Source organism: Shewanella loihica PV-4 (assembly GCF_000016065.1).
GTDB classification, from domain to species: Bacteria; Pseudomonadota; Gammaproteobacteria; order Enterobacterales; family Shewanellaceae; genus Shewanella; species Shewanella loihica.
In genome coordinates, this window is sequence record NC_009092.1 from 646,064 (window position 1) to 669,418 (window position 23,355).

22 protein-coding genes are annotated in these 23,355 nt (G+C 54.8%); 15 read left to right on the forward strand and 7 right to left on the reverse strand.

All coding sequences use genetic code 11. The features are described from left to right. The first annotated feature begins 107 nt into the window (after positions 1-107). From petA to SHEW_RS02990, 12 genes are all read left to right on the forward strand, one after another. Positions 108-698 carry a ubiquinol-cytochrome c reductase iron-sulfur subunit gene (gene petA / locus SHEW_RS02935; RefSeq protein WP_011864376.1) on the forward strand — a complete coding sequence of 197 codons (591 nt, stop codon included), beginning with the start codon at positions 108-110 and terminating at the stop codon, positions 696-698. Next, positions 698-1,912, forward strand: coding sequence for a cytochrome b (locus tag SHEW_RS02940; protein ID WP_011864377.1), 1,215 nt, complete (start codon positions 698-700; stop codon positions 1,910-1,912). Before petA ends, SHEW_RS02940 begins: the two co-directional genes overlap by 1 nt. Beyond that, complete coding sequence (locus tag SHEW_RS02945) at positions 1,912-2,613, forward strand: cytochrome c1 (protein WP_011864378.1); 702 nt, start codon at positions 1,912-1,914, stop codon at positions 2,611-2,613. The genes SHEW_RS02940 and SHEW_RS02945 overlap by 1 nt, the downstream gene beginning before the upstream one ends. A gap of 108 nt (positions 2,614-2,721) precedes the next feature. Continuing rightward, positions 2,722-3,351, forward strand: coding sequence for a stringent starvation protein SspA (gene sspA, locus SHEW_RS02950; protein ID WP_011864379.1), 630 nt, complete (start codon positions 2,722-2,724; stop codon positions 3,349-3,351). A 1-nt stretch (position 3,352) separates the two neighbouring features. Further along, on the forward strand, positions 3,353-3,811 hold the full coding sequence (locus SHEW_RS02955; protein ID WP_011864380.1) for a ClpXP protease specificity-enhancing factor: 459 nt from the start codon (positions 3,353-3,355) through the stop codon (positions 3,809-3,811). Positions 3,812-4,016: 205 nt separating this feature from the next. Beyond that, on the forward strand, positions 4,017-4,604 hold the full coding sequence (locus SHEW_RS02960; RefSeq protein WP_011864381.1) for an anthranilate synthase component II: 588 nt from the start codon (positions 4,017-4,019) through the stop codon (positions 4,602-4,604). A gap of 170 nt (positions 4,605-4,774) precedes the next feature. Then, positions 4,775-7,261 (forward strand): S9 family peptidase, encoded by a 2,487-nt coding sequence (locus tag SHEW_RS02965; RefSeq protein ID WP_011864382.1) that lies wholly within the window; start codon positions 4,775-4,777, stop codon positions 7,259-7,261. 110 nt (positions 7,262-7,371) lie between these two features. Next, positions 7,372-8,517, forward strand: a complete 1,146-nt coding sequence (locus tag SHEW_RS02970) for an HDOD domain-containing protein (RefSeq protein ID WP_011864383.1) — start codon at positions 7,372-7,374, stop codon at positions 8,515-8,517. Between the two features lie 614 nt (positions 8,518-9,131). After that, complete coding sequence (locus tag SHEW_RS02975) at positions 9,132-10,349, forward strand: aspartate aminotransferase family protein (RefSeq protein ID WP_011864384.1); 1,218 nt, start codon at positions 9,132-9,134, stop codon at positions 10,347-10,349. A gap of 136 nt (positions 10,350-10,485) precedes the next feature. Beyond that, a complete protein-coding gene (gene astA / locus SHEW_RS02980; protein WP_011864385.1) occupies positions 10,486-11,505 on the forward strand; it encodes an arginine N-succinyltransferase in 1,020 nt (339 codons plus the stop codon). A gap of 9 nt (positions 11,506-11,514) precedes the next feature. Next, positions 11,515-12,975, forward strand: a complete 1,461-nt coding sequence (gene astD, locus SHEW_RS02985) for a succinylglutamate-semialdehyde dehydrogenase (RefSeq protein ID WP_041406340.1) — start codon at positions 11,515-11,517, stop codon at positions 12,973-12,975. 140 nt (positions 12,976-13,115) lie between these two features. Next, positions 13,116-13,916, forward strand: a complete 801-nt coding sequence (locus SHEW_RS02990; RefSeq protein ID WP_011864387.1) for a DUF1338 domain-containing protein — start codon at positions 13,116-13,118, stop codon at positions 13,914-13,916. 97 nt (positions 13,917-14,013) lie between these two features. Here SHEW_RS02990 and SHEW_RS02995 read toward each other — a convergent pair whose 3' ends face one another. The 4 genes from SHEW_RS02995 to crp all read right to left on the reverse strand — a co-directional run bounded on the left by SHEW_RS02995 (position 14,014) and on the right by crp (position 17,188). Beyond that, positions 14,014-15,351, reverse strand: coding sequence for an ATP-binding protein (locus tag SHEW_RS02995; RefSeq protein WP_011864388.1), 1,338 nt, complete (start codon positions 15,349-15,351; stop codon positions 14,014-14,016). Continuing rightward, positions 15,348-16,022 carry a response regulator gene (locus SHEW_RS03000; RefSeq protein ID WP_011864389.1) on the reverse strand — a complete coding sequence of 225 codons (675 nt, stop codon included), beginning with the start codon at positions 16,020-16,022 and terminating at the stop codon, positions 15,348-15,350. The genes SHEW_RS02995 and SHEW_RS03000 overlap by 4 nt, the downstream gene beginning before the upstream one ends. A gap of 110 nt (positions 16,023-16,132) precedes the next feature. Beyond that, positions 16,133-16,471: a PepSY domain-containing protein gene (locus tag SHEW_RS03005; RefSeq protein WP_011864390.1), complete on the reverse strand. Its 339-nt coding sequence runs from the start codon at positions 16,469-16,471 to the stop codon at positions 16,133-16,135. An 81-nt stretch (positions 16,472-16,552) separates the two neighbouring features. Continuing rightward, positions 16,553-17,188, reverse strand: coding sequence for a cAMP-activated global transcriptional regulator CRP (crp, locus tag SHEW_RS03010; RefSeq protein ID WP_011864391.1), 636 nt, complete (start codon positions 17,186-17,188; stop codon positions 16,553-16,555). A 443-nt stretch (positions 17,189-17,631) separates the two neighbouring features. Between crp and SHEW_RS03015 the strand changes: the two genes are divergently transcribed. Beyond that, positions 17,632-18,411 (forward strand): tetratricopeptide repeat protein, encoded by a 780-nt coding sequence (locus SHEW_RS03015; RefSeq protein ID WP_011864392.1) that lies wholly within the window; start codon positions 17,632-17,634, stop codon positions 18,409-18,411. A 336-nt stretch (positions 18,412-18,747) separates the two neighbouring features. On the opposite strand, the gene SHEW_RS03020 is transcribed toward SHEW_RS03015, so the two are convergent. The 3 genes from SHEW_RS03020 to SHEW_RS03030 form a co-directional block, all read right to left on the reverse strand. Further along, a complete protein-coding gene (locus tag SHEW_RS03020) occupies positions 18,748-19,635 on the reverse strand; it encodes a phosphoribulokinase (RefSeq protein ID WP_011864393.1) in 888 nt (295 codons plus the stop codon). 83 nt (positions 19,636-19,718) lie between these two features. Continuing rightward, a complete protein-coding gene (locus SHEW_RS03025) occupies positions 19,719-19,982 on the reverse strand; it encodes a YheU family protein (RefSeq protein ID WP_011864394.1) in 264 nt (87 codons plus the stop codon). 2 nt (positions 19,983-19,984) lie between these two features. Further along, positions 19,985-20,968: a hydrolase gene (locus tag SHEW_RS03030; RefSeq protein ID WP_011864395.1), complete on the reverse strand. Its 984-nt coding sequence runs from the start codon at positions 20,966-20,968 to the stop codon at positions 19,985-19,987. Between the two features lie 134 nt (positions 20,969-21,102). Here SHEW_RS03030 and SHEW_RS03035 point away from each other — a divergent pair, with 134 nt between their 5' ends. Both SHEW_RS03035 and SHEW_RS03040 read left to right on the forward strand, forming a co-directional pair. Continuing rightward, positions 21,103-21,609 carry a twin-arginine translocation signal domain-containing protein gene (locus SHEW_RS03035; protein ID WP_011864396.1) on the forward strand — a complete coding sequence of 169 codons (507 nt, stop codon included), beginning with the start codon at positions 21,103-21,105 and terminating at the stop codon, positions 21,607-21,609. Positions 21,610-21,759: 150 nt separating this feature from the next. After that, on the forward strand, positions 21,760-23,349 hold the full coding sequence (locus SHEW_RS03040) for a GMC family oxidoreductase (protein ID WP_011864397.1): 1,590 nt from the start codon (positions 21,760-21,762) through the stop codon (positions 23,347-23,349). The last annotated feature ends 6 nt before the right edge of the window (positions 23,350-23,355 follow it).

A 23,355-nucleotide genomic window follows, 5' to 3' on the forward strand; every position in this document is an offset into this window, starting at 1 on the left:
TGGCTATAATGAGCCCCGCCTCAAATTTGATTTTTGCGCTTTGGGGTAAAACCCCAATTTCAAAAATTTTTAAAACAAAAATTCCAACACTCTCTGGAGATAAGTGGATGAGCAATGCGCCAGTCGATACCGGACGTCGCAGATTCCTGACCGCAGCAACCGCCGTAGTGGGTGGTGCTGGTGCCGTCGCTGTAGCGGTTCCTTTTATAAAGTCGTGGAATCCGAGTGCCAAAGCGAAAGCTGCAGGTGCGCCGGTAGAAGTAAATATTAGTAAGTTAGAGCCGGGTCAGCTGATCCGTGTTGAATGGCGTGGAAAGCCTGTATGGGTTGTCCGCCGCACTGAAGAGATCTTAAAGGGTCTTGCTACTCACGATGATAAGTTGCGCGATCCAGCGTCTAACGAAGAGCAACAACCTGCCTACGCGCAGAACGCCGTTCGCTCAATCAAGCCTGAGTACTTTATTGCCGTTGGTCTATGTACGCACTTAGGTTGTTCTCCAACGTATCTGCCTGATACATTCGGTGAACAGGTTGAAGGCGTCGCTTCTGGTTTCTTCTGCCCATGTCATGGCTCTAAGTTTGATATGGCTGGTCGTGTATTCCAGGGTGTTCCAGCGCCGTTGAACCTAGTTGTTCCACCTCATCAATACATTGATGACGGCAACGTGATCATCGGTGTCGACCAGGGGGCTGCATAATGGTTAAGAATATTATCGATTGGATTGATGCGCGCATCCCTATGACGGCGACCTACAACCGTCACGTAGGTCAATATGCGACGCCGACCAACTTCAACTTCTGGTACTTCTTTGGCTCGCTAGCCATGCTAGTACTGGTTAACCAGCTGCTGACCGGTATCTGGTTGACCATGAACTATGTACCAACCGCAGAAGGTGCCTTCGCCTCTATCGAATACATCATGCGTGATGTCGAGTACGGCTGGTTGCTGCGTTACATGCACTCAACCGGTGCATCGGCCTTCTTCGTGGTGGTTTATCTGCACATGTTCCGTGGTCTGATCTACGGTTCTTATCAGAAGCCTCGTGAGCTGCTGTGGCTGTTCGGTATGTTGATCTTCCTCGTACTGATGGCTGAAGCTTTCATGGGTTACCTGCTTCCTTGGGGACAGATGTCTTACTGGGGCGCACAGGTAATTATCTCTCTGTTTGGTGCTATCCCTGTTATCGGTGACGACCTGACACTATGGATTCGTGGTGACTTCGTTGTTTCTGGTGCGACACTGAACCGCTTCTTCGCGCTACACGTTATCGCGCTGCCATTGGTGCTTGTGGTACTGGTGTTCCTACACCTGATCGCTCTGCACGAAGTGGGTTCTAACAACCCAGACGGTATCGAGATCAAGAAGAACAAAGATGAGAATGGCTGGCCGAAAGACGGTATCCCATTCCACCCTTACTACACAGTAAAAGATATCATGGGTGTCGCTGGCTTCCTGATCGTCTTCTGCTACGTATTGTTCTTCATGCCTGAAGGCGGTGGATACTTCCTCGAGAAGCCAAACTTTGAAGCGGCTAACCCGATGAAGACACCTGAGCACATTGCGCCAGTTTGGTACTTCACACCATTCTACGCCATCCTACGTGCGATTCCTGACAAGCTGTTAGGGGTTGTGGGTATGGGTCTAGCGATTGCCGTACTCTTCGTTCTACCTTGGTTAGATCGTTGTAAGGTTAAGTCAATCCGCTACCGTAGCATGATTCATAAGCTGAACATTGGTCAGTTTGCCGTATCTTTCGTTATCTTAGGCTACCTGGGTGCCGTACCTGCGACGCCAACGCTGACAATCGCTGCGCGCGTCTTCACTCTGACATACTTCGGTTTCTTCTTAGCGCTGTGGTTATACAGTAAGAATGAGAAAACTAAGCCTGTACCAGAGAGGTTGACCCACTAATGAAAAAATTACTGATTGCATTAGTTACATTAGTACCATCTCTTGCGTTTGCTGCAGGTGGTGCCCATGTTCATCTAGAAAGTGCTAACGTCGACCTGAAAGACAAAGAGTCACTGCAACGTGGTCTGGATACTTTCCAGCACTACTGCTCAGGCTGTCACAGCACTCAGTACCAGCGTTACAACCGTGTAGCAGAAGACCTGGGTATCTCAGTTGACGATATGCGTAACAAGTATATGCTCAACGGCGATGCCAAAGTCGGCGACCTGATGGAAAATGCTATTCCTGAAGTCGACGCGGCGAAATGGTTCGGTGCAGCGCCACCGGATCTGACTCTGGTTGCACGTGTACGTGGCGAAGATTGGATCTACACCTACCTGAAGAGTTTCTACAAAGATGAGACTCGTCCATTTGGTGTAAACAACACTGTCTTCCCGTCAGTGGCTATGCCGCACGTACTGCAAGAGCTGCAAGGTCTGCAGGTTAAGCAAGAAGACGGTAGCTTCGTTGCTACTGGTGGAAAGCTGACTGCTGAAGAATATGATCAAGTCGTTCGTGACATCACAGGCTTCCTGGTTTACTCAGGCGAGCCGGTAAAACTTGAGCGTGAAAGCTTAGGTTGGTGGGTAATGGGCTTCCTGTTTATTTTCTTTATTGTGGCCTACCTCTTGAAGAAAGAGTACTGGAAAGATGTACACTAACCCCCAATAGAGGTTAGAATATATTATCCGCATATTATAAACGGGGGGCTTTGCCCCTCGTTTGTTTTTGCTTTTTTAGCTTTCATATTTAAATCTTGGAGGGTATCAATGGCTGTTGCTGCCAATAAACGCTCAATCATGACCCTGTTTTCAGGCGCCGACGATCTCTATAGCCATCAAGTCCGTATCGTCTTGGCGGAAAAGGGAGTGACTGTCGATGTTCTGCAGGTGGATCCTAGCGATATGCCTGAAGATCTTATTGAGCTAAACCCATACAACACAGTGCCAACTTTGGTTGACCGTGAGTTGGTGCTATATAACTCACGCATCATAATGGAATATCTGGATGAGCGTTTCCCGCATCCACCTTTGATGCCTGTCTACCCGGTTTCCCGTGGCCAGACGCGTCTGATGATGCACCGTATCGAAAACGACTGGTATAGCCTAGTCGATCGCATCCGTAAGGGTGATCGTGCCGATGAGGCGCGTAAAGAGCTTCAGGAGAGCCTGACCTCTATTGCCCCTATCTTTAACGAGATGCCTTACTTCATGGCCGAAGAGTTTGGTCTGGCCGACTGTTACCTGGGCCCACTGTTGTGGCGTCTGCCAGTACTGGGCATCGAGCTGGACAGCCGTACCGCCAAGGAAGTTAAAGCCTACATGACACGTCTATTTGACCGTGACTCATTCAAGGCGTCTTTGACCGAGGCTGAGCGCGAAATGCGCATGGGTATCTAAGATGAAACCTATGACCCCTAACCGTCCTTACCTGTTACAGGCCTATTACGACTGGCTCATGGATAACGAGCTGACCCCTCATGTGGTGGTCGACGCTTATGTGCCCGGTACCCAAGTACCGCAGCAGTATGTGAAAGATGGACAGATAGTGCTTAATATTACCGCCAGTGCCGTGGGTAATTTGCAGATAGGTCATGACTTCATCGAGTTTAATGCCCGCTTCGGCGGCGTACCGCAACAGGTGGTACTGCCTATGGCCTCGATTGTCGCCATCTACGCCAGAGAAAATGGCGCTGGCACAGTGTTCGATCAGGAAGAAGCCTATCAGCTCGAGGCCGATGCCCGCGACTTGGGCCTTTCAGTGGTTGATGAGCCCAAGACAGATGAGCCGGCTGTGGCCGAAGCTTCTGCCGAGAATGATAAGCCGAAACGTCGCGGTCATCTCACCCTGGTGAAATAACCAGCGCAAACTAAAAAAACCAGCTTAGGCTGGTTTTTTTGTGCCCGAGAAAAGACAGGCATGGGTGAGGGCATAGCGGGAGGTAAGCCCGAGGCGTCAGTAGAATGGATGATCCCGCCTGGACTCTGTGTTAGCATCTGCGCCAGAAAAATGCGGCGTAACTCACACCCGCAACTCACACCCAATATACACGAGCACTCTATTCATGATCCTGATGATCGACAATTACGACTCCTTTACCTTCAACCTGGTGCAGTATTTTCAGCAGCTGGGGGAGGAGATTGTCGTCAGGCGCAACGATGAGCTTAGCCTCGCCGATATCCAGGCTTTAGCGCCGAGCAGGTTAGTGATCTCACCCGGTCCCTGTTCGCCTAACGAGGCGGGTATCTCCCTCGAGGCCATTAAGGCCTTCGCCGGTAAGCTGCCCATATTGGGGGTCTGTCTCGGCCATCAGGCGATCGCTCAGGCCTTCGGGGCTCAGGTGGTACGCGCCAAGCGGGTGATGCATGGCAAGACCAGCGCCATCGCTCATGCAGGCAAAGGTCTGTTTACCGGGCTGAATCAACCGCTCACCGTCACCCGTTATCACTCCCTCCTGGTCGAGCAGCTGCCCAAGGACTTTACCCTGGATGCCTGGTTCGACGACCCGGTTCACGGCAGGGAGATCATGGCCATGAGCCGGCCCGAGCTTGGCTTGTTTGGCGTACAGTTTCATCCCGAATCTATCCTCACCGAGCAGGGACTCGAACTGCTGGCAAATTTCGTTAAGCAGAGCATTCCTTCCAGTAACTAAAAGGGTGCTCGAGCCTAGTGCCAAGAGCGAATTAGGCCAATTCTTTTTCAAACTGTTACAAGTTTTATCCCGCCCACATCCTCGTCCCACTCCCATTTTGTGATATAAAAGGCAGCAAAATAACAAGGCTGGGGCCTTAGCCTCGGCGACATAAATAATAAGGAAGGACGATGACGGGCGCGTTTCGTGGATTTGGTCTCAGCATTTTGACCCTCACCATCTTGGGGGGCTGTGCAGCCACCCCTTCAAGCGATACTCAACAGACTCAGGTAACGACTCAGGCAAGCACTCAGGTGGCGTTGGCCACGCCGCCAAGCGTGGATCAGCCGCTGACCCTCAAACAGATCATGGCCAATCCAGATTGGATGGGGATCCTGGCTAAGGGCGAATATTGGAGTGACGACAGCCAGTCGGTTTACTTTGCCCGTCAGGCCCATCAATCGCCGCTACTGGACTACTATCAACAGCCACTCGTCTCGGGTGAGGCCGCCAAGCTAGCGCTCGATGCCCTGCATCAGGCGGATCAGCAGTATGGCGTGATGGACGAGGCCCGCAGCCGCAAGGCCTATATTTATCAGGGCAACCTGTTCGTTAAAGATCTGCTCAGCGGCAAGGTGTCGCAGCTGACCCGTCAAAACACTAAGGTGGACGGGGTGCGTTTCCTCACCAACGGCGATATCGCCTACTGGCAGGGCGAGCAGGTGTTTCGCATTCACGGCGACAGTGGCCTGTATGAACAGATCGCCAACATCAAGATGGTCAAGCAGCCCAAAGGGGTCGAGGCGCCTAGCAGTTATATCGCCAAGCAGCAGCATAGACTGATTGAATATGTCGCCCTCAAGCAGAATCAGGCGAAAGAGAAAGAGCAATATCAGGTGGAACTGGCCAAGCAAGACCCTACCATGACGGCCAAGACCTGGTATCTGGGTGACGAGGAGACAGTTTCCCAGATGAGCCTGTCACCGGATGGTCGCTACCTGCTACTGTCATTGGTGGACAAGAATTACAGCTGGCGCGCCGAGCATGACATCATGCCTAACTATCTGGGCAGCCAGGGTTATGTGGATGCCGTACCTGCAAGGGCGCGTGTGGCCGAAGATAAGTATCCCGGCGAGCGCCTGGTGCTTTTGGATCTCGAGCAGCATGAGAAGCGTGATATCACCATCGAAGGCCTGACCGGCTTCGATGAAGACGTGCTGGCCTCGGTGAAGGCTGAAAATGCCAAGGCCAAGGGTGAGACCTACAAGAGTGAGAAGTCGCCGCGTAAGGTGCAGCTGATGCAGGACTGGGGCTGGACCCAGAGTGCCATGCAGTGGCAGGCCAAGGACAACAAGGTCGCCATCATGCTCGAGGCTGTGGACAACAAAGACAGATGGATTGCCACCCTCAACCTCAAGTCGGGCTCATTGAAGACAGAGCACAGGCTACATGACGATGCCTGGGTTAACTACAACTTCAACCAGTTCGGCTGGTTGCCACAGAGCGATACCCTCTATTACCTCTCGGAAGAGACCGGCTATTCCCACCTCTACCTCAAGGCGAGCGGCGCCAAGCCACAGGCCCTGACCCAGGGTAAGTATGTGGTCAGCGATATCACCCTAGGCCCCAAGGCAGAGTATATCTACTACAAGGCCAACAAGGACCATCCAGGTATCGACAACGTCTATCGCGTTAACATTGCCGATGGCCAGAGCGAGCAGCTCACCCAGTGGGATGGTCAGCTGGATTACAGCCTGAGCCCAGATGGCAGCAAGCTGCTGCTCAAGGCCTCTCGTCGTACTCAGCCGAGCGAACTCTACGTGCAGGCGATCGGTGGTGAACTTAAGCAGCTGACCCACTACACCTCGGATGCCTTCAAGCAATATGCTTGGCAGGCCCCTGAGGTGGTTAAGGTGCCATCTACCCATGGCGCCGGCGATGTCTATGCCAGAGTCTATCTGCCACAGGGCTTTGATAAGGCGCGTGCCGATAAGTACCCTGCGGTGATCTTCAACCATGGCGCCGGTTATCTGCAAAATGCCCACTATGGTTTCTCCGGCTACTTCCGCGAGTTCATGTTTCACAATTTGCTGACTCAGCAGGGTTATGTGGTCATGGACATGGACTATCGTGGCTCTAAAGGCTATGGCCGCGACTGGCGCACGGCGATCTATCGCAACATGGGCCATCCAGAGGTGGAAGATCTGAAGGACGGCGTTAACTGGATGGTGGCCAATACCCATGTGGATCTTAAGCGCGTCGGCACCTATGGTGGCTCTTACGGTGGCTTCCTCACCTTCATGGCGCTGTTTACCGAGCCCGAGCTGTTCCAAGCCGGTGCGGCGCTGCGCCCCGTGAGCGACTGGGCGCACTACAACGCGCCATACACCTCTAACATTCTTAACACACCGGATGTGGATGCTATTGCCTATGAGCGCAGCTCGCCTATCGAGCACGCACAGGGACTGCAGAAGCCGCTGTTGGTGATGAGTGGTGTGCTGGATGATAATGTCTTCTTCCAGGACAGCGTGCGTCTGGTGCAGCGCCTGATCGAGCTGGAGAAGCCTATGTTCGAGACTGCCATCTATCCGGTCGAGCCCCACGGCTTCCGTCAGCCTTCGAGCTGGTTAGATGAATACCGCCGCATCTTCAAGTTGTTCGAGCAAGAGCTTAAATAACCGACCAGGGCCTCATTCGAGGCCCTTTTTATTGCAAGGGGATCTGCCAAGTGCGTGATTTGGTGTAATATAAGCCTAATGCGCTCAATTAGCTGAGGAGAACGGCTTAGGTGGCAAAGTCCATTGCCGGTGGTGTCCGTCCGGGCATCATCATAGATATCGAACACAGGCTTCTGAAACAGATCATAGTGGGTAAGCAGAAGGCTGCGGCCTCCATGTTTGATGACTTAGACCGTGAACTGGAAAACGATGCCAATAAGCTCGCCATCGAGCGCGACGCCGTGTTCGAGCGCCTCTCCAAACAGATCCAGGCACGGCAGGTGTACGAGGCGGTATCCAAGCAGCTGATCACTACGGTCAACAGCACCCTGGATAATCAACTGGCGTCTCCCGAGCTCTTGATCCAGCACTCGGGCATCAACGCCAGTCAGATGTTGATGCTGGAGCTGCTACAGCAGAAGAACCTGGATCTGAGCCGGTTGCGCCTGCTTATAGCCGATCTGCCCTGGCTGGCGCGGGATCTCACCAACATGGTCAACAGTCCTTCGTTTCGTCACAAGCGACAGCAGCGCTCGGACGTGAAGGTCACTGAGATAAAGCTGGTGCTCAACTTCATCGGTGTCGAAAACCTCAGGCTGCTGATCCCCTATTACTGCTTGCGCAACTGGCTGCCAACCGGGCATGCCAATCTGCTTTGGACCACTCGTAAGCTGTGGCGTTACGCCATGGTCACCGGCATCGCCGCCAAGGCGCTGGCGCAGCTAAACGAGCAGGACATGGCCACCGCCTACACCAGCAGCCTGCTCTATCAGCTGGGGGTCTCTGTGGTGCTCAAGAATGGTGCCAAGGTCTACGAGAGCATCTGGGGCAACTGGCTCAGGGAGGCCAGTGCCAGTCGTGACAAGGAGCTGCATGACGCCGTACTGGCCACAGAATTTCCCGCCGAGGATATCTACCAGCAGGTGCTGCAACACGCCCATACTCTCAACTGGCGTCTGCCAGAGCTGCTGGATTTTTCCGCCAGCGGACTGACCCAGACTCAGAGGGAGCTGGATACCTGTCTCAGCTATAGTGAGTTGTCGACCGAGGCGGCTCTGGTCGCCCGGGCCAGCTGTTATGCCAAGGTGTTGATGCTAGATGAGATGCGGCTGATCTCGCCTAAAGAGAAGCAGATGATGTTCGACTATTATCAGCTCTCGGAGCAGGAGCAGATCCGCCTCAAGGGACAGAACTATCGCAAGCTAGACCTTTATTAGAGCTCTGCTAGCACATCGCGTGCTGGCCTATAGCGCTTCGCGTTAGCCCTTAGCCCGTAAAGCGCAGCTTCTCCCAAGGCGCCCAAAACTCAGCTTAACAGTGGCGCCTTCTCCTTACCCTTCGCTATGTATCCCATTGATAGTGATGACATCATTCACCTTACAGGCCGCGTCTGTCAGGTCACTCGCATCCTACTAATAACGAGTGGAAACGGCGGTGTACAACAGGGCAGTGAGAATGAACTGTTTTACTGATGCTTTTTAGTGTTATTTGCTGTGGAAATGTTTTACTATCCACGCCACGTCAAAATGTGACTATATATTCATAAAAATTATATTATTAGTTGAATTTTGGGTCGATAAACTTTTTTCTGACTATTTATGCTCAAGCCTAGGTTATAAACGCTTGTATAACCTTTAAGCTCAAATCTTTATGCATTTGTTATGCACATGCTAAGAAGGCTCGACTGGAGGAACTGGTATTTTGATCACGTTTTCGCTATTAATGTCCCCCTAGATAACAAAATAACCGTCACCGATAGGCGTCGCTTTTTGGAAAAAGACGGGTACGACAGGCGATTGAAGCCTTCGGCAACATTGAAAGGATGAGTAGAATGAGCGTGAACCATAAGCTAACCCGAGCCCAGTTTGATGAAGTAATGGTGCCTAATTATGCACCTTCGGCTGTGATCCCTGTCCGTGGTGAGGGTAGCCGTGTTTGGGACCAGGAAGGCAACGAGTTTGTCGACTTCGCCGGCGGTATCGCGGTGAACTGTCTTGGTCATTGTCATCCTGCGCTAGTGGGCGCACTGAAAGAGCAGGGCGAGAAGATCTGGCACCTGGCCAACGTGATGACCAACGAGCCAGCACTGGCACTGGCTACCAAGCTGGTTGAGGCCACTTTCGCCGAGAAGGTTTATTTCGCGAACTCAGGTGCAGAAGCCAACGAAGCGGCCCTTAAGCTGGCCCGTCGTTACGCCCTGGACAAGTTTGGCGCCGAGAAGGATCAGATAATCGCCTTCGACAAGGCCTTCCACGGTCGTACCTTCTTCACCGTGAGCGTGGGTGGTCAGGCGGCCTATTCAGACGGTTTCGGTCCTAAGCCACAGTCTATTACCCACCTACCATTTAACGACATCGCGGCGCTGGAAGCCGAAGTGTCTGACAAGACCTGTGCCATCATGCTCGAGCCACTACAGGGCGAAGGCGGTATCATAGACGCCGATCCTGAGTTCCTGCGTGCCGTACGTGCCCTGGCAGATAAGCACAACGCCCTGGTGATCTTCGATGAAGTTCAGACTGGTGTGGGTCGTCTTGGTGAGCTTTATGCCTACATGCGCACCGAAGTGACGCCTGACATCCTCACCACAGCCAAGGCGCTGGGTGGTGGTTTCCCTATCGCGGCCATGCTGACCACTACAGAGATCGCCTCTCACCTTAAGATTGGTACCCATGGTTCAACCTACGGCGGTAACCCATTAGCCTGTGCAATCGGTAACGCGGTACTGGATGTCGTGAACACGCCTGAGGTACTCGATGGTGTTAAACGTCGCGAGCAGCTGCTACGTGATGGTCTGAATCAGATCAACGAAAAGTACCATGTGTTCACCGAGGTTCGCGGTCAAGGCCTGCTGCTGGGCGCCGTGCTCAACGAGCAGTATCAGGGGCGCTCGAAAGATTTCTTGGTTGCCGGTACCAGCGAAGGCCTGATGTGCCTGATAGCCGGTCCAAACGTGATCCGCTTTACTCCTTCTCTTGTTATCCCTGAGGCCGATATCGCCGAGGGTCTTGCTCGTTTCGAACGTGCAGTAGCCAAGGTTGTAGCTGGCTAAGCGACAGCATAAGCGCGGCATAACAACCGCGCTTTTTTGTCTGAGAGAAAACCTTGAACCTCAAGCGTGGCATATAGGTCTTAATTGTTAAGGCTGTCTGCGTTTGAACGACAAGGACAAGTGAGGAGACCCGAAGATGTTAATTATCCGCCCCATACGATCGAGCGATTTCGATGCCTTGTATCAGATCGCCATCGAGTCAGGTCATGGATTCACGTCTTTACCCGTCAATGAAGAACTATTAAGAAATAAGATTGCCCGCGTCGAGGCCTCGTTCGTTAAAGAGATCGAGAAGCCGTTCGACGAGGGCTATCTTATGGTGCTGGAAGACACAGAGACTGGCGAAGTGGTCGGTACCTGTGGCCTCGAGGCCGCGGTCGGCATGGTCGATGCGTTTTATCACTACCGTCTGGGCACAGAGGTCTACTACTCTGAGCAGATCGACGTGCGCAACGAGGTGGAAACCCTGACCCTGTGTCACGACTACACGGGCGCCGCCGAGCTATGTACCCTGTTCCTGCGCGACACCTACCGTAAGAACAACAACGGGCGCATGCTGTCTCGCAGCCGTTTCCTGTTCCTGGCACAGCACGCCGAACGCTTTGGCGACACAGTGATCGCCGAGATGCGCGGCGAGAGCGACGCCGAGGGCAACTCACCTTTCTATGGCTGGCTGCAGAAGAACTTCCTCGGCATCGACTTCGTGCAGGCCGACTACCTGTCGGGCCTGGGTCAGAAGGCCTTCATGGCCGAGATGATGCCGAAAAACAGCGTCTATGTCTGTCTGCTGCCCGAAGAGGCGCAGAAGGTGATCGGCGAGGTGCACACCAACACTCGTCCTGCGCTTAACCTGTTACAGGCAGAGGGCTTTAGATGCCGTGGCTATGTGGATATCTTCGACGGCGGTCCAACGGTCGAGTGCAATCTTAACGATATTCGTTCGGTGAGAGAGAGCCGTCTGCTGACGGTCAAGGTGGGCGAGATGCCTGTCTCGAGCAGCAGTTTTATTATCTCAAATACTTTGTTAGCGGGTTACCGCGCCACCTCGGCCAACTTGATGGTCAGCGATGAAACCGATGAGGTGATCCTGTCACCCGAGCTCGCCGGTGCGCTGCTGGTGGCCGAAGGCGAACAGATCCGTGTCTTGGCAATGTAGGAATATATGATGAGTCAATTTATTAACGGCCAGTGGGTTGCCGGTCTGGGCCACGATGTGGTCTCGAAGAACCCAGCAAATCAAGAAGTGATCTGGGAAAGCAAGACGGCGACCCCAGAGCAGGTTAACGCAGCAGTAGAGGCGGCGCGTGCCGCTCAGTTCGACTGGTTCATGCTGGGCTTCGATGCCCGCCTGGCGATTGTCGAAGCCTACCGCGACCAGCTCGAGGCTCACAAGGGCGATATCGCCGAGGTGATCGCTCAGGAAACCGGTAAGCCACAGTGGGAAACCGCGACCGAAGCAGGGGCCATGATCGGTAAGATCGGCCTGTCGGTCGCTGCCTACCACAAGCGTACCGGCACCTCTGAAAACGACACCCCAGCCGGCCGCGCCGTGCTGCGTCACAAGCCACACGGCGTGGTGGCGGTATTTGGTCCCTACAACTTCCCGGGCCACCTGCCGAACGGCCATATCGTGCCTGCACTGCTTGCGGGTAACACAGTCGTGTTCAAGCCATCTGAACTCACCCCTAAGACGGCCGAGCTGATGCTCAAGCTGTGGGAGAAGGCGGGTCTGCCGGCTGGCGTGATCAACCTGGTTCAAGGCGAAGTGGAAACCGGCAAGGCGCTGGCGTCACATCCGCAGATCGACGGCCTCTTCTTCACCGGTAGCTCACGTACGGGCCACATCCTGCACCAACAATACGCGGGTCATCCGGGTAAGATCCTGGCGCTGGAGATGGGCGGCAACAACCCGCTGATCATCAAGGGCGTTAAAGACACCCTGGCGGCGGTTCACGATATCATTCAGTCGGCTTACATCTCATCGGGTCAACGCTGCACCTGTGCCCGTCGTCTCTATGTGGAGAAGGGCGCCGAGGGCGATGCACTGCTGGCTAAGCTGGCCGAGGCGGTTAAGCAGATCAAGGTGGGTCCTTGGAATGCGCAGCCACAGCCATTCATGGGCTCTATGATTTCTGAGGCCGCGGCCAAAGGCATGGTAGAAGCTCAACGTAACCTGATCAACCTGGGCGGTACACCGCTGGTTGAGCTTAAGCATCTGGAAGCCGGTACCGGCCTTGTGTCTCCTGGTCTTATCGATGTGACTCAGGTGATCGAGCTGCCAGACGAAGAGTACTTCGGCCCACTGCTGCAGGTGGTGCGCTACACAGACTTCGACGAGGCGATCAAGCTGGCGAACGACACCCGCTATGGCCTCTCTGCCGGTATCTTGGCGGACAGCCGCGAAGACTACGACTACTTCTTGGCGCGTATCCGTGCGGGTATCGTCAACTGGAACAAGCAGATCACAGGCGCATCAGGTTCGGCACCTTTTGGTGGCGTTGGCGCCTCGGGTAACCACAGGGCGAGCGCCTTCTATGCCGCCGACTACTGTGCCTATCCGGTCGCTTCGGTCGAGGCCGATGCCCTGGCCATGCCAGCCAGCCTGAGTCCGGGTCTGACCCTTTAGTAAACAAGCATGGGAGTGGGCGTCTTGCCTGCTCCCATTTTTATAGGCGTACACGAAAATTCTCGTTGTACTTATATCGTGAAAACAAACAAACCGGCGCGATAACGACCGGTAACACGATGATGTTAAGGAAGAAATTGATGCATACCGATGTAAACCAGCTATTTGCCGCCCTATGGGACGACTATGTTGAAATGACCCCCTCAGCCGCCAAGGTACACCAGCTATTGGCCAAGGGTGAGACCATCATCAACGATCATATCGCCCTACGTACCTTCAACATTGCCAAGGTAAACCTGAGCGTTCTGGCGAAGCATTTCGAGTCTTTGGGCTATGTGGCCTGTGGCGACTACGACTTCGAAGCCAAGAAGCTTAAGGCCAAGCACTTCGAACATCCGGATCCGACTCAGCCTAAGGTGTTTATCTCTGAGCTGATGGTCGAAGCCTTCAGTCCTGAGCTGCAAGCCATAGTTCATGGTCTGGTAGAGCAGGTGGATGAAGCCGCAACCACCGCGGATAACTTCCTCTACTCTGGCCGTCACTGGGAGCTGGATTACGCAACCTACGAGCAGCTACTGGCCGAGAGCGAGTACGCGGCGTGGGTAGCGGCCTTCGGTTACCGCGCAAACCACTTTACCGTGTCGATCAACCACCTGCCTGGATACAACACTATCCTTGAGGTGAACGAAACCCTGAAGCAGGGCGATTTCGTGCTCAACAGCGTCGGCGGTGAGGTTAAGGGGTCGGCGGACGTACTGCTCGAGCAGTCATCGACCATGGCCGACAAGGTCAATGTGGCCTTTAAAGACGTCCAGAAGACGATTCCAAGCTGTTTCTACGAGTTTGCCTTGCGCTACCCTAAGGCAGACGGCGAGCTTTACACAGGCTTCGTGGCAGCTTCTGCGGACAAGATCTTCGAGAGCACCAACAACGCAGGTTAATCCTGGGGTGAATCTCTGACAGTAAAAAGCCGATGCACTGCATCGGCTTTTTTTGTGGGCGAATGGGTTGTTTTAACTGGGTCTCGAAAGTTATCCGTTAAAGCCTATCCTTTAAGCCAAGGGTGATCTTCAGTCCGCCCAGCTGCTGGCTGTGCTCGAAGGCTAGGCTTATCTCATACTGCTCGGCAATATCCTTGACGATTGAGAGCCCAAGGCCATGGCCCATGATCGCCTCGTCTAGGCGCTTGCCCCTCTGGGTCAGCAGGCTGAGGGCCTCGTCGGCGACCCCCGGGCCATCATCTTCTATGGTCAGCAATATCTGCTCATCGGTTTGCGCCGTCGACACCGCCACCTTGCTGTCAGCCCACTTGAAGGCGTTATCCAGCAGGTTACCGATAAGCTCCATGCCATCTTCTCGGTGAATAGGCAGGCGGCTTAAGCGCTCGTCCAGGCTAAACTCGCAGGCGATCGCCTTGTGGCCGTGCACCTTGGTGAGGGTCTGGGCCAGATCCTGTAGATCTTTGGGTAGCTGCATCTGGGCCGCGGGCAGCATGTCGCCGGTAATTCGCGCCGCCGCCAACTTGCGCTCTATCATCTTGTGGATCTGATCCAGCTGGCTCTGCATGGCGCTGGCGGCCTCGGGATCTTTTAGTCCCAGCACCTCGACCTGCTGCTGCATCACCGCCAGCGGCGTCTTGAGGCCATGGCTGAGGTTGCCCAGGTTGTTGCGGCTGCGCTCCATCTGCTTGCTCGAGTATTGCAACAATTCGTTGTAGGTCTGGGCCAGGGGCGCCAGCTCTGGTGGGATCTTGCTGGTGTCCAGCGCGGTGATCTCCCCCTCTCTGAGCTTCATCAGCGCCCGCTGCATGTCGTTGATCGGTTTGAAGGATTGCCTCAGCAGAATGAAGATCCCCGCCACCATGGTAAGCAGCATGGCCAGGTTGACCGACAGCTTAGTGCCATAGACCTGGGAGAATACCTGGCGGCCGATACTGAGATCCTGGGCGACCGTGAGCGTCGCCTGCACCTTGGCATCGGCGCTGCTTAGTCCCAGGGAGAGCAGTTGAATATCGTGATTCTGTGGCCCCTTGGTCTGCCATACCCGGGTCTGGCCCTTGGAGAGGGGTTCTATCTCCAGGCGTTGATCCCAAAGGGAGCGGGATCTCAGCTCGATATCTTTGAGGTTGAGTTGGTAGTAGCGCCCGGAATAGACGGGCTTGTAGAAGTTAGAGACCTGGTTGGGGTCTATGCTGATGTCGCCGTTGTCGAACTGAATCGCCAGTAACACCTGCTCTAAATCTTCTTCGAGGCGGTCGATGATCGAGTCGTGAAATGCCTGACGCAACATGGACTCGAAGATGACGATCGCCACGAAGGTGGAGATGATGACTAAGGCCGACAGCCATAGGCTGAGCTTAGTGCGGATCGATATCATGGCTTGAGGCCGTGGAAGATGTAGCCCTGTCCCCTGCGGGTCTCGATGGCCGTCTTACCCAGCTTCTTACGCAGGTGGGTCACATAGACCTCCACCACGTTACTCTCCTTCTCGTCATCAAACTGATACAGCTTGTCGGTCAGCTGCGCCTTGGAGAGCAGTTTCTTGGGCGACATGAGGAAGATCTTCAGCAGGCGAAACTCCATGGCGGTGAGTTCGAACTGCTGCTCGCCAACGGTGACGCTCTGCTGGCTCTCGTCCAGGGTGACTCCCTCGAAGCTCAGCTCCTTGGTGGGGCTGTTGGTCTTGCCGTGGGCACGATTGATCAGGGCGTGAATGCGCGCCAGCAGCTCCTGGCTGTGGAAGGGCTTGCCCAGGTAATCGTCGGCGCCGGCGTTGAAGCCTTCGACCTTCTCGTGCCACTGGCTGCGGGCGGTGAGCATGATCACCGGCGTGTCTATGCCCTGGTTGCGCCAGGTCTCCAGCAGCTGCAGACCGTTGCCGTCGGGCAGGCCGATATCCAGGATGACACAATCATAATGGGTTTCTTTGATCAGGTAGTCGGCTTCGGCGGCTCTGTCGGTGACATCTGTGACATAGCCGGCCTGCTTCAGCTGTTTGGCAAGCTCATCGACCAGTAGGGTGTTGTCTTCAACCAGCAGCAATTTCATCGTTTTTCTCTACCTTAGCGCGGCAGGCGCTTCTGTCTACATGGAGGTGGCCGAGTCGCATCGACCTGAATTGATAATACACTTTTTCACCCTAAGCGGATATTTCGGCGCTAGTTTTTGTGCGGTACGCAGGCCTGGGGCAGGGGCTTGTTGGTGCTGTGACGGCCGGTGGTGGCGTCGATATCCAGGGAGATCAGCTCGCCATTGGCCGATTTGATCTGCAGATCGTAGCGCCAGTGGCCCTGGGCATGAAACAGGTGGGCGTCCACCAGTTTGCCATCGCAGTAGGCCTGTACCTGGCTGAGGGTGAGATCGAGAGAGAGGATTTTGCCTTCGCTGACCAGCTCTTGAGCCTGGTTGTGCTCCAGTTCGATAACGGCGGTCGCGGCAGGACTGAGCAGTGAGCAGACACTAAGCAGTAAGGTGCTGATAACGGCGGTCGGTTTCACTGAGGCTGTCCTAAAAAAATGGCCTGACTAAGGAGTCAGGCCACTTTAACTAAGATCTATTAAATCTAACTTAATGTTAGCTTAGCGGGTACCGTAAACCACGATAGTTTTGCCGTGTGCTTGGATCAGATTCTGCTCTTCAAGCATCTTGAGGATACGGCCCACGGTTTCGCGAGAACAGCCCACGATCTGACCAATCTCTTGGCGAGTGATCTTGATCTGCATGCCGTCTGGATGGGTCATGGCGTCTGGTTGCTTAGCCAGGTGCAGTAGCGTCTGCGCGATACGACCGGCAACGTCCAGGAAGGCAAGATCGCCCACTTTCTGGCTGGTGCTTTGCAGACGGTAAGCCATCTGAGAAGAGAGCTTCATCAGGATCTCAGGGTTAACCTGGATCAGCTGCTTAAATTTCTTGTAAGAGATCTCAGCGATTTCACAGGCTTGCTTGGCACGAACCCAAGCGGTACGCTCGGCTTGCTCTTCAAACAGACCCAATTCACCGATGAAGTCACCTTGGTTCAGGTAAGAGAGGATCATCTCTTTGCCTTCTTCATCTTTAATCAAGACGGCAACAGAACCCTTCACTATGTAGTACAGCGTGTCAGAGTCTTCACCCGCATGGATCAGAGTGCTTTTGGCTGGGTACTTATGAATGTGACAGTGTGATAAAAACCATTCCAACGTTGGATCAGGTTTAGGCTTACCAATCAGAGCCATGCCTATGTTCCTCGACTGATTAATGTAAATACAAGAATATGCTAAATAAGCAGATTACGTCAATTAGGGCCAAAAAACCTCGTCAGAGATCAAATTATTGCAATAAGTATGCAGCCGGTAACGTAATTTACTTTGCTGTCAATAGTGGGAGTTCATTTTGATACATTAGTAATATATGTCAACTAATACCGTAATCGGGCCAGTTTATTTGGCCGACAATGTTGCCCATATCACATCTGCCTAGGTGCTTATTGTCCGCCCAGGAGATAACACCTGTGATTTTCATGCAGTAAAACACGGTTTTTACTCGACTTGGCGGGGGGATTATTGATAGTGTTAGTCTCTGCGCCGCCGAATTTTATTCGGGCCTGGGCAGCTCAAAGTTGTGGCTATTTCGTGTCGCCCCCTAGGTGACATGAACTGGTGAAGGAGAGTCTTGAATCGTGACAAAGCATGTTTGGAAATTGGCCGCAGGCCTACTGGCCCTGTTTGCCGTGCAGCAGCCTGCCCTGGCATTTTCTGTGCCCGCTACCGAAGCGGCGGCGCCTGCCAGTAAGTTGGCCCATATTCAGCTAAAAGCCAGCCAAGGCGAGTCTGAGGCGCAATTTCTTCTCGGTTTGATGTATCTCTCCGGCCGTTTCGTTAGCCCGGATCCTCAGTTGGGTGCCAACTGGGTCGAACGCGCCGCCGAGACCGGCCACAAGAAGGCGGCCCAGACCATAGCGGATCTGGCCTTCGACGGTAAGATCATTCCTCGTGACTTGGCCCTGGCCGAACGTTGGTATCTGAGCCTGGCGAGCGAGCAGGACAAGTGGGCCCAATTCCGTTTAGGTTTCATCTATGCCGCCGGTGGTAATGGTGTGGCGCGCAACTGTGGTAAGGCGGTCGATAACTTCATGGCGGTGGGCGATGAGATCTCCCTGGGCAACGTGGTGTGGATCCTCTCTACCTGTCCCGAGGCCAAGTATCGTGACGGCGGTAAGGCCCTGGCCATTGGCAAGGGGCTGGTCGAGGCCAACAAGCAAGACCCGACTAACTTGGATAATCTGGCGGCAGCCTATGCCGAGATTGGCGATTACAGCTCGGCGGTGGATCTGCAGAAGCAGGCGATCAAGGCGCTCAAACAGACGGCCGAGTTCGATAAGTCAGATGAATTTGAATTAAGGCTGGAAAACTATCGCCAGCAGAAGCCATACCGTGAAGTGGTACCGCTGTCACAGTAGCTCTTACGTCAGTAAATACCGGTTTCCTAAAGATTAAGACGTCGACTCGGGTCGGCGTTTTTTATGTCTGAACGCTTTATGTTTGAAGTATTCGGCCTGAAATAGTTAGGACGGTAACGCAGGGAAATTAATGCAGAGTGGCGTGCAAGAGGTGGTGTCGGGACGCTAGCATACTCGAGGAAGCAAACAGATCAAGATGGGGGAATTCACTCCCAAGAGTATACTAACTATCAGTCTTTCGCCTGAAATCCCGATAGCCAGCATTGTATGTGAGCAGACTTAAATAAAGCTTAAGCGAATCTATCTCTGACTGAAGCGGGTGCGAGCGGTGAAAATTTATTCGCTATCCAGATCCAACAGGTGCTGACGCTTCTCCAGCAGATCCCGAATCAGCGGGGTAAGGATCAGCTCCATCGCCAGCGACATCTTGCCGCCGGGCACCACCAGGGTGTTGATGCGCGACATGAAGGAGCCATCGATCATCTTCAGATAATAGGGGAAGTCGACGTTCTTGATGCCACGAAAACGGATCACCACGAAGCTCTCATCCAGGCTGGGGATGGTCTTGGCGCTGAAGGGGTTAGAGGTGTCTACCGTAGGGACCCGCTGGAAGTTGATATGGGTGCGGGAGAACTGCGGCGTCATATGGTTGATATAGTCTTCCATGCTGCGCACGATAGAGCCCATCACCTTCTCGCGGCTGTGGCCTCTGTCTGAGGTATCGCGGATGATCTTCTGGATCCACTCCAGGTTAACTATGGGCACCATGCCGATCAGCAGGTCCACGTGCTGGGCCACGTCGCAGTCATCGGTTACCACGCCGCCGTGTAAGCCTTCGTAATAGAGCATGTCGGTGTTTTCCGGCAGCGGTCGCCACTGGGTGAAGGTGCCGGGCATCTGGTTGAAGGGCACGGCCTCGTCGAAGGTGTGCAGGTAGGAGCGGGTCTCGCCCTGACCTGTGGCGCTATAGTCGCTAAAGCACTGCTCCAGCTTGCCAAAATCGTTGGCCTCGGGGCCGAAATAGCTGATGTTGCGGTTCTCGTTCTGTGCCTGACGGATCTTCAGTTCCATCTCGGGACGCGTGTAGTGGTGAAAGCTGTCGCCCTCGATCATCGCGGCATTGATCCCCAACTGACGGAAGATATGGCTAAATGCTGTCGTGGTCGTCGTGGTGCCCGCTCCAGAGGAGCCGGTTACGGCAATAATGGGGTGTTTAGCAGACATTCTTTTACCTAAATAGCGCTAAGCTGATGCCCGATAACGGGCAATTGTGAACCAATAGTTATACGGCACGGATAACCTAAAGGTCAACAGGGCCCGTCATCTTGGCTCTGTTGTGTCAGGGTATCTTGCCGGTAGCGTATGGCGATAGATTCATCTTCTTCGCTGTATTCGACCACAAGTTCGCTGCGGGCCAACGCCTGGCGGCACTGTTTGATGGCGCGGGCCAAGGCCTCGCCATCCAGGCTGGCGAAGCTGCCATCCTCGGTCTGGGTGAAGAGAAACTCCTTGATCAGATTATCCAGGGTCTCGGCCGGCAGTTGCAGCAGGGATTGATAGGGGACCAGCATGGTTAAGCCTCCAGCAGAAAATGGACGATGCGCTGCTCCAGATAATATCTGGGTTTGAAGGGATGGCCGCCGTCGATAAAGCCAACGTGACCGCCCTGTGGGTGCAGCTCATAGGTGACCTGGGGCGAGAGCGCCTCCTGAGTCGGGATCACCTCATCTGTCATGAAGGGATCGTCCTTGGCGTGGATCACCAGGGTCGGCTTAGCCACCTGACTCAGGTAGGGCAGACCACTAGCGCGCCGGTAATAGTCTTCGACGCCATCGAAGCCGTGCAGCGGCGCGGTGACCCTGTCATCGAACAGATGAAAGGTGGTTAGGCTCTCCACCTCGGCCTGGGTCACCGGCATCTGGGCACTCAGATCTGGCAGGGCCAGCTTGTCGCGCACCTTCTGTTGTAGCTGCTTGATGAGATAGCTCTGGTAGACCTTGGAGAAGCCGTGTCTGAGGCGCTTGGCGCAGGCGCCCAGCTGCAGCGGCGCCGAGATCACCACGGCGCGATCCACCAGGCTGTCACTGCCATGCTCGCCCATATATTTGGTCAGCACATTACCGCCCAGGCTGTAACCCACCGCCAGCAGCGGCGAGTCGGGATAGTCCCTTCGCAGCTGGCTGAGAGTGGTGTGCAGATCTTGCGTATCGCCGCTGTGATAGCTGCGGGCGAGACGATTGGTCACGCCAGAACAGCTGCGATGATGATGCACCAGGGCGGCAACCTTGTGGTCGTCCAGCAGAGTGAGCAGACGTCTGGCATAGTGAGAGTCGGCGCTGCCTTCCAGCCCATGCACCAGCACGACTATAGGCTCAATCTGTGTGGGTGCCGTCTGTGTGGGTTTAGCCAGCCAGTCGAGATCGATAAAGTCGCCGTCTTCCAGCTCCAGGCGCTGGCGAGTGAGGGCGGGCTTGTTCACCTTGGTCAGCACAGGCAGGATAGTTTGCACATGGGGATTTCTTGCCCACCAGGGGGGCGTGAAGGTACGCTGGGTCATAAATCGCTGTTGCCGAAAATTAAAACATGTGTTTAATTGTTAGTTATCTAGCTAGTGTAACATAGATTCGAGTCGCTCCTTGTTTTCGAAGGGAGCTCATGGAATATCGCTAATCACAGAGCACAGGGAATAAGATGAATCGACGCACCTTTCTAACCACGGCCCTGGTGGGGACCGGCGCCCTGGCACTGGGGGTAAACCTGTATCACCCGCCGCAGGTGAGGGTGAGTGCATCTCTGGATCAGTCCCATCGCCTGCTGTTTAGCCTGCTGGTGCCCGTGTTTCTCGACGGCGCCTTGCCCCATACCCAGTCGCTGCGCGTGGCGGCGCAAAACCGCACCTTAGATGCCATAGTGGCGACCATGGATCTGCTGCCCGAGGAGTCCCGCGACGAGCTCGAGCAACTGCTGGAGCTGCTTGAGTCGCGCCTGGGACTGCTACTGCTTACCGGCAACATGACCCCCTTGCTGATGCGTCAACCCCAGGAGCTGGTGGCCATGCTGGAGGCCTGGCGGACGAGTTTTCTCGACCTTATGGTCACCGCCTTTCAGGGGCTGCGGGAGCTGGTGCTGGCAAGCTATTACAGCTGCCCCGAGCATTGGACACGATTAAATTACGAGAAGCCGCGGCTGTTTAATTGAGAGCTATTTTTTTGAGAGCCTAAATCCTTGAGAGCTTGAGAGCCTAAGTCCTGAGATCTTAAGTCATTAAGATCTTTAGCCCAAGAGAAGCCGAGCGATTAGCCTCGGATAGATAAACACTGACCCCGACAACGGGGCAAAGGAGCGCCATTGGCCATCGAAGATCCCATAGTGACCGGCCTTGCAAACGGCTGGAAACATATAGATGCCAGTCAACTGACCCAAGACCAAACCCTTGAGGCCGACGTGGTGATCGTCGGCAGCGGCGCCGGTGGTGGCGTGGCGGCCGAGATCATGACCGAGGCGGGGCTGTCTGTGATTATCATCGAAGGTGGGCCACTGAAATCGTCCGAGAGCTTCAACATGGAGGAAAGGCGCGCCTATCCCAACCTCTATCAGCAAGCTGCCTCGATGAAGACCAAGGACAAGGCGATCGGCATCTTTCAGGGACGCGCCGTGGGTGGCTCCACCACCATCAACTGGACTACCTCTATCCGCACCCCGGAAAATGCCCTGGCGTTCTGGGCCGAACACAAGTCGGTCGAAGGCCTCTCCAGGGAGGCGCTAACGCCCTGGTTCGAGAAGATGGAGCAGCGGTTGAGCATCACAAAGTGGCCCTTCGAGCCCAACCGCAACAACATGGCGCTCAAGCAGGGTTGTGAGGCTTTGGGCTGGGACTACACCGTCATCAAACGCAACGTGGCCGGCTGCTGGAACACTGGCTACTGCGGCATGGGCTGTCCGGTCAACGCCAAGCAGTCTATGCTGGTCACCACCATACCGGCGGCGCTGGATCGCGGCGCGACCCTGGTGAGCCGCGCCAAGGTGAGCAAGATAGAACACCATAACGACAAGGTGTACGCCCTCAAGGCTCAGGCGTTAACCGAGTCGCTGCGCCCCAGCGGTGTGCAGCTGATGTTAAAGGCCAAGCACTATATTCTCAGCGCTGGCGCCATCCATACGCCGGCCCTGATGATGCGCTCCCGCCTGCCGGATCCGCAAAAGCTGCTGGGTAAGCGCACCTTCCTGCACCCAACCGTACTCAGTGGCGCCCTGTTTAACGACGCCATCAATGGCCATAGCGGCGCCCCACAATCCATCTATTCGGATCAATTTGTCTGGCAAGATGGCGCCGACGGCGAGCTGGGCTATAAGCTGGAGGTGCCGCCCATTCATCCGGTGTTAATTGCCTCGAAATCCCTAGGATATGGCCAGAGTCACGCCGAGCTGATGGCCCAGTTTAATCAGCTGCAGGTGACGATTGCTCTGATGCGAGATGGCTATCATGCCGACAGCCCGGGTGGCCAGGTGCTGCTGACAGACAAGGGCTATACCCTGGATTACCCACTGACCGACGCCTTCTGGCGGGCCGCACGGCGCGCCTTTGCCAGCATGGCCGAGCTACAGTTTGCCGCCGGGGCGCAGAAAGTGTTGCCTATGAGCGAGGGGATGCCCTATCTGCCGAGTTGGCAGGCGGCCAAGGAGGCTATCGCCGATATGACGCTGGCGCCCTTTAAGACAGTGGTGGCCTCGGCTCACGTGATGGGCGGCTGCCCGCTGGGCGAAGATAAGCAGATGGCCATGGTAGATAGCCGGGGGCGCAGCCATTATCTGGAGAATTTGTCGGTGATGGACGGCTCGCTGTTTCCCACCAGTCTCGGTGCCAACCCTCAACTCTCCATCTATGGCATTACCGCCCGCAACGCCAGTCTGCTGGCCGAAGAGCTGAGCGGCGCTTAAATAGCT

Coding starts and splice junctions, on each gene's coding strand:
- petA (WP_011864376.1), top strand. CDS start 108: ATGAGCAATGCGCCAGTCGATACCGGACGTCGCAGATTCCTGACCGCA.
- SHEW_RS02940 (WP_011864377.1), top strand. CDS start 698: ATGGTTAAGAATATTATCGATTGGATTGATGCGCGCATCCCTATGACG.
- SHEW_RS02945 (WP_011864378.1), top strand. CDS start 1,912: ATGAAAAAATTACTGATTGCATTAGTTACATTAGTACCATCTCTTGCG.
- sspA (WP_011864379.1), top strand. CDS start 2,722: ATGGCTGTTGCTGCCAATAAACGCTCAATCATGACCCTGTTTTCAGGC.
- SHEW_RS02955 (WP_011864380.1), top strand. CDS start 3,353: ATGAAACCTATGACCCCTAACCGTCCTTACCTGTTACAGGCCTATTAC.
- SHEW_RS02960 (WP_011864381.1), top strand. CDS start 4,017: ATGATCCTGATGATCGACAATTACGACTCCTTTACCTTCAACCTGGTG.
- SHEW_RS02965 (WP_011864382.1), top strand. CDS start 4,775: ATGACGGGCGCGTTTCGTGGATTTGGTCTCAGCATTTTGACCCTCACC.
- SHEW_RS02975 (WP_011864384.1), top strand. CDS start 9,132: ATGAGCGTGAACCATAAGCTAACCCGAGCCCAGTTTGATGAAGTAATG.
- astA (WP_011864385.1), top strand. CDS start 10,486: ATGTTAATTATCCGCCCCATACGATCGAGCGATTTCGATGCCTTGTAT.
- astD (WP_041406340.1), top strand. CDS start 11,515: ATGAGTCAATTTATTAACGGCCAGTGGGTTGCCGGTCTGGGCCACGAT.
- SHEW_RS02990 (WP_011864387.1), top strand. CDS start 13,116: ATGCATACCGATGTAAACCAGCTATTTGCCGCCCTATGGGACGACTAT.
- SHEW_RS02995 (WP_011864388.1), bottom strand. CDS start 15,351: ATGATATCGATCCGCACTAAGCTCAGCCTATGGCTGTCGGCCTTAGTC.
- SHEW_RS03000 (WP_011864389.1), bottom strand. CDS start 16,022: ATGAAATTGCTGCTGGTTGAAGACAACACCCTACTGGTCGATGAGCTT.
- crp (WP_011864391.1), bottom strand. CDS start 17,188: ATGGCTCTGATTGGTAAGCCTAAACCTGATCCAACGTTGGAATGGTTT.
- SHEW_RS03020 (WP_011864393.1), bottom strand. CDS start 19,635: ATGTCTGCTAAACACCCCATTATTGCCGTAACCGGCTCCTCTGGAGCG.
- SHEW_RS03025 (WP_011864394.1), bottom strand. CDS start 19,982: ATGCTGGTCCCCTATCAATCCCTGCTGCAACTGCCGGCCGAGACCCTG.
- SHEW_RS03030 (WP_011864395.1), bottom strand. CDS start 20,968: ATGACCCAGCGTACCTTCACGCCCCCCTGGTGGGCAAGAAATCCCCAT.
- SHEW_RS03035 (WP_011864396.1), top strand. CDS start 21,103: ATGAATCGACGCACCTTTCTAACCACGGCCCTGGTGGGGACCGGCGCC.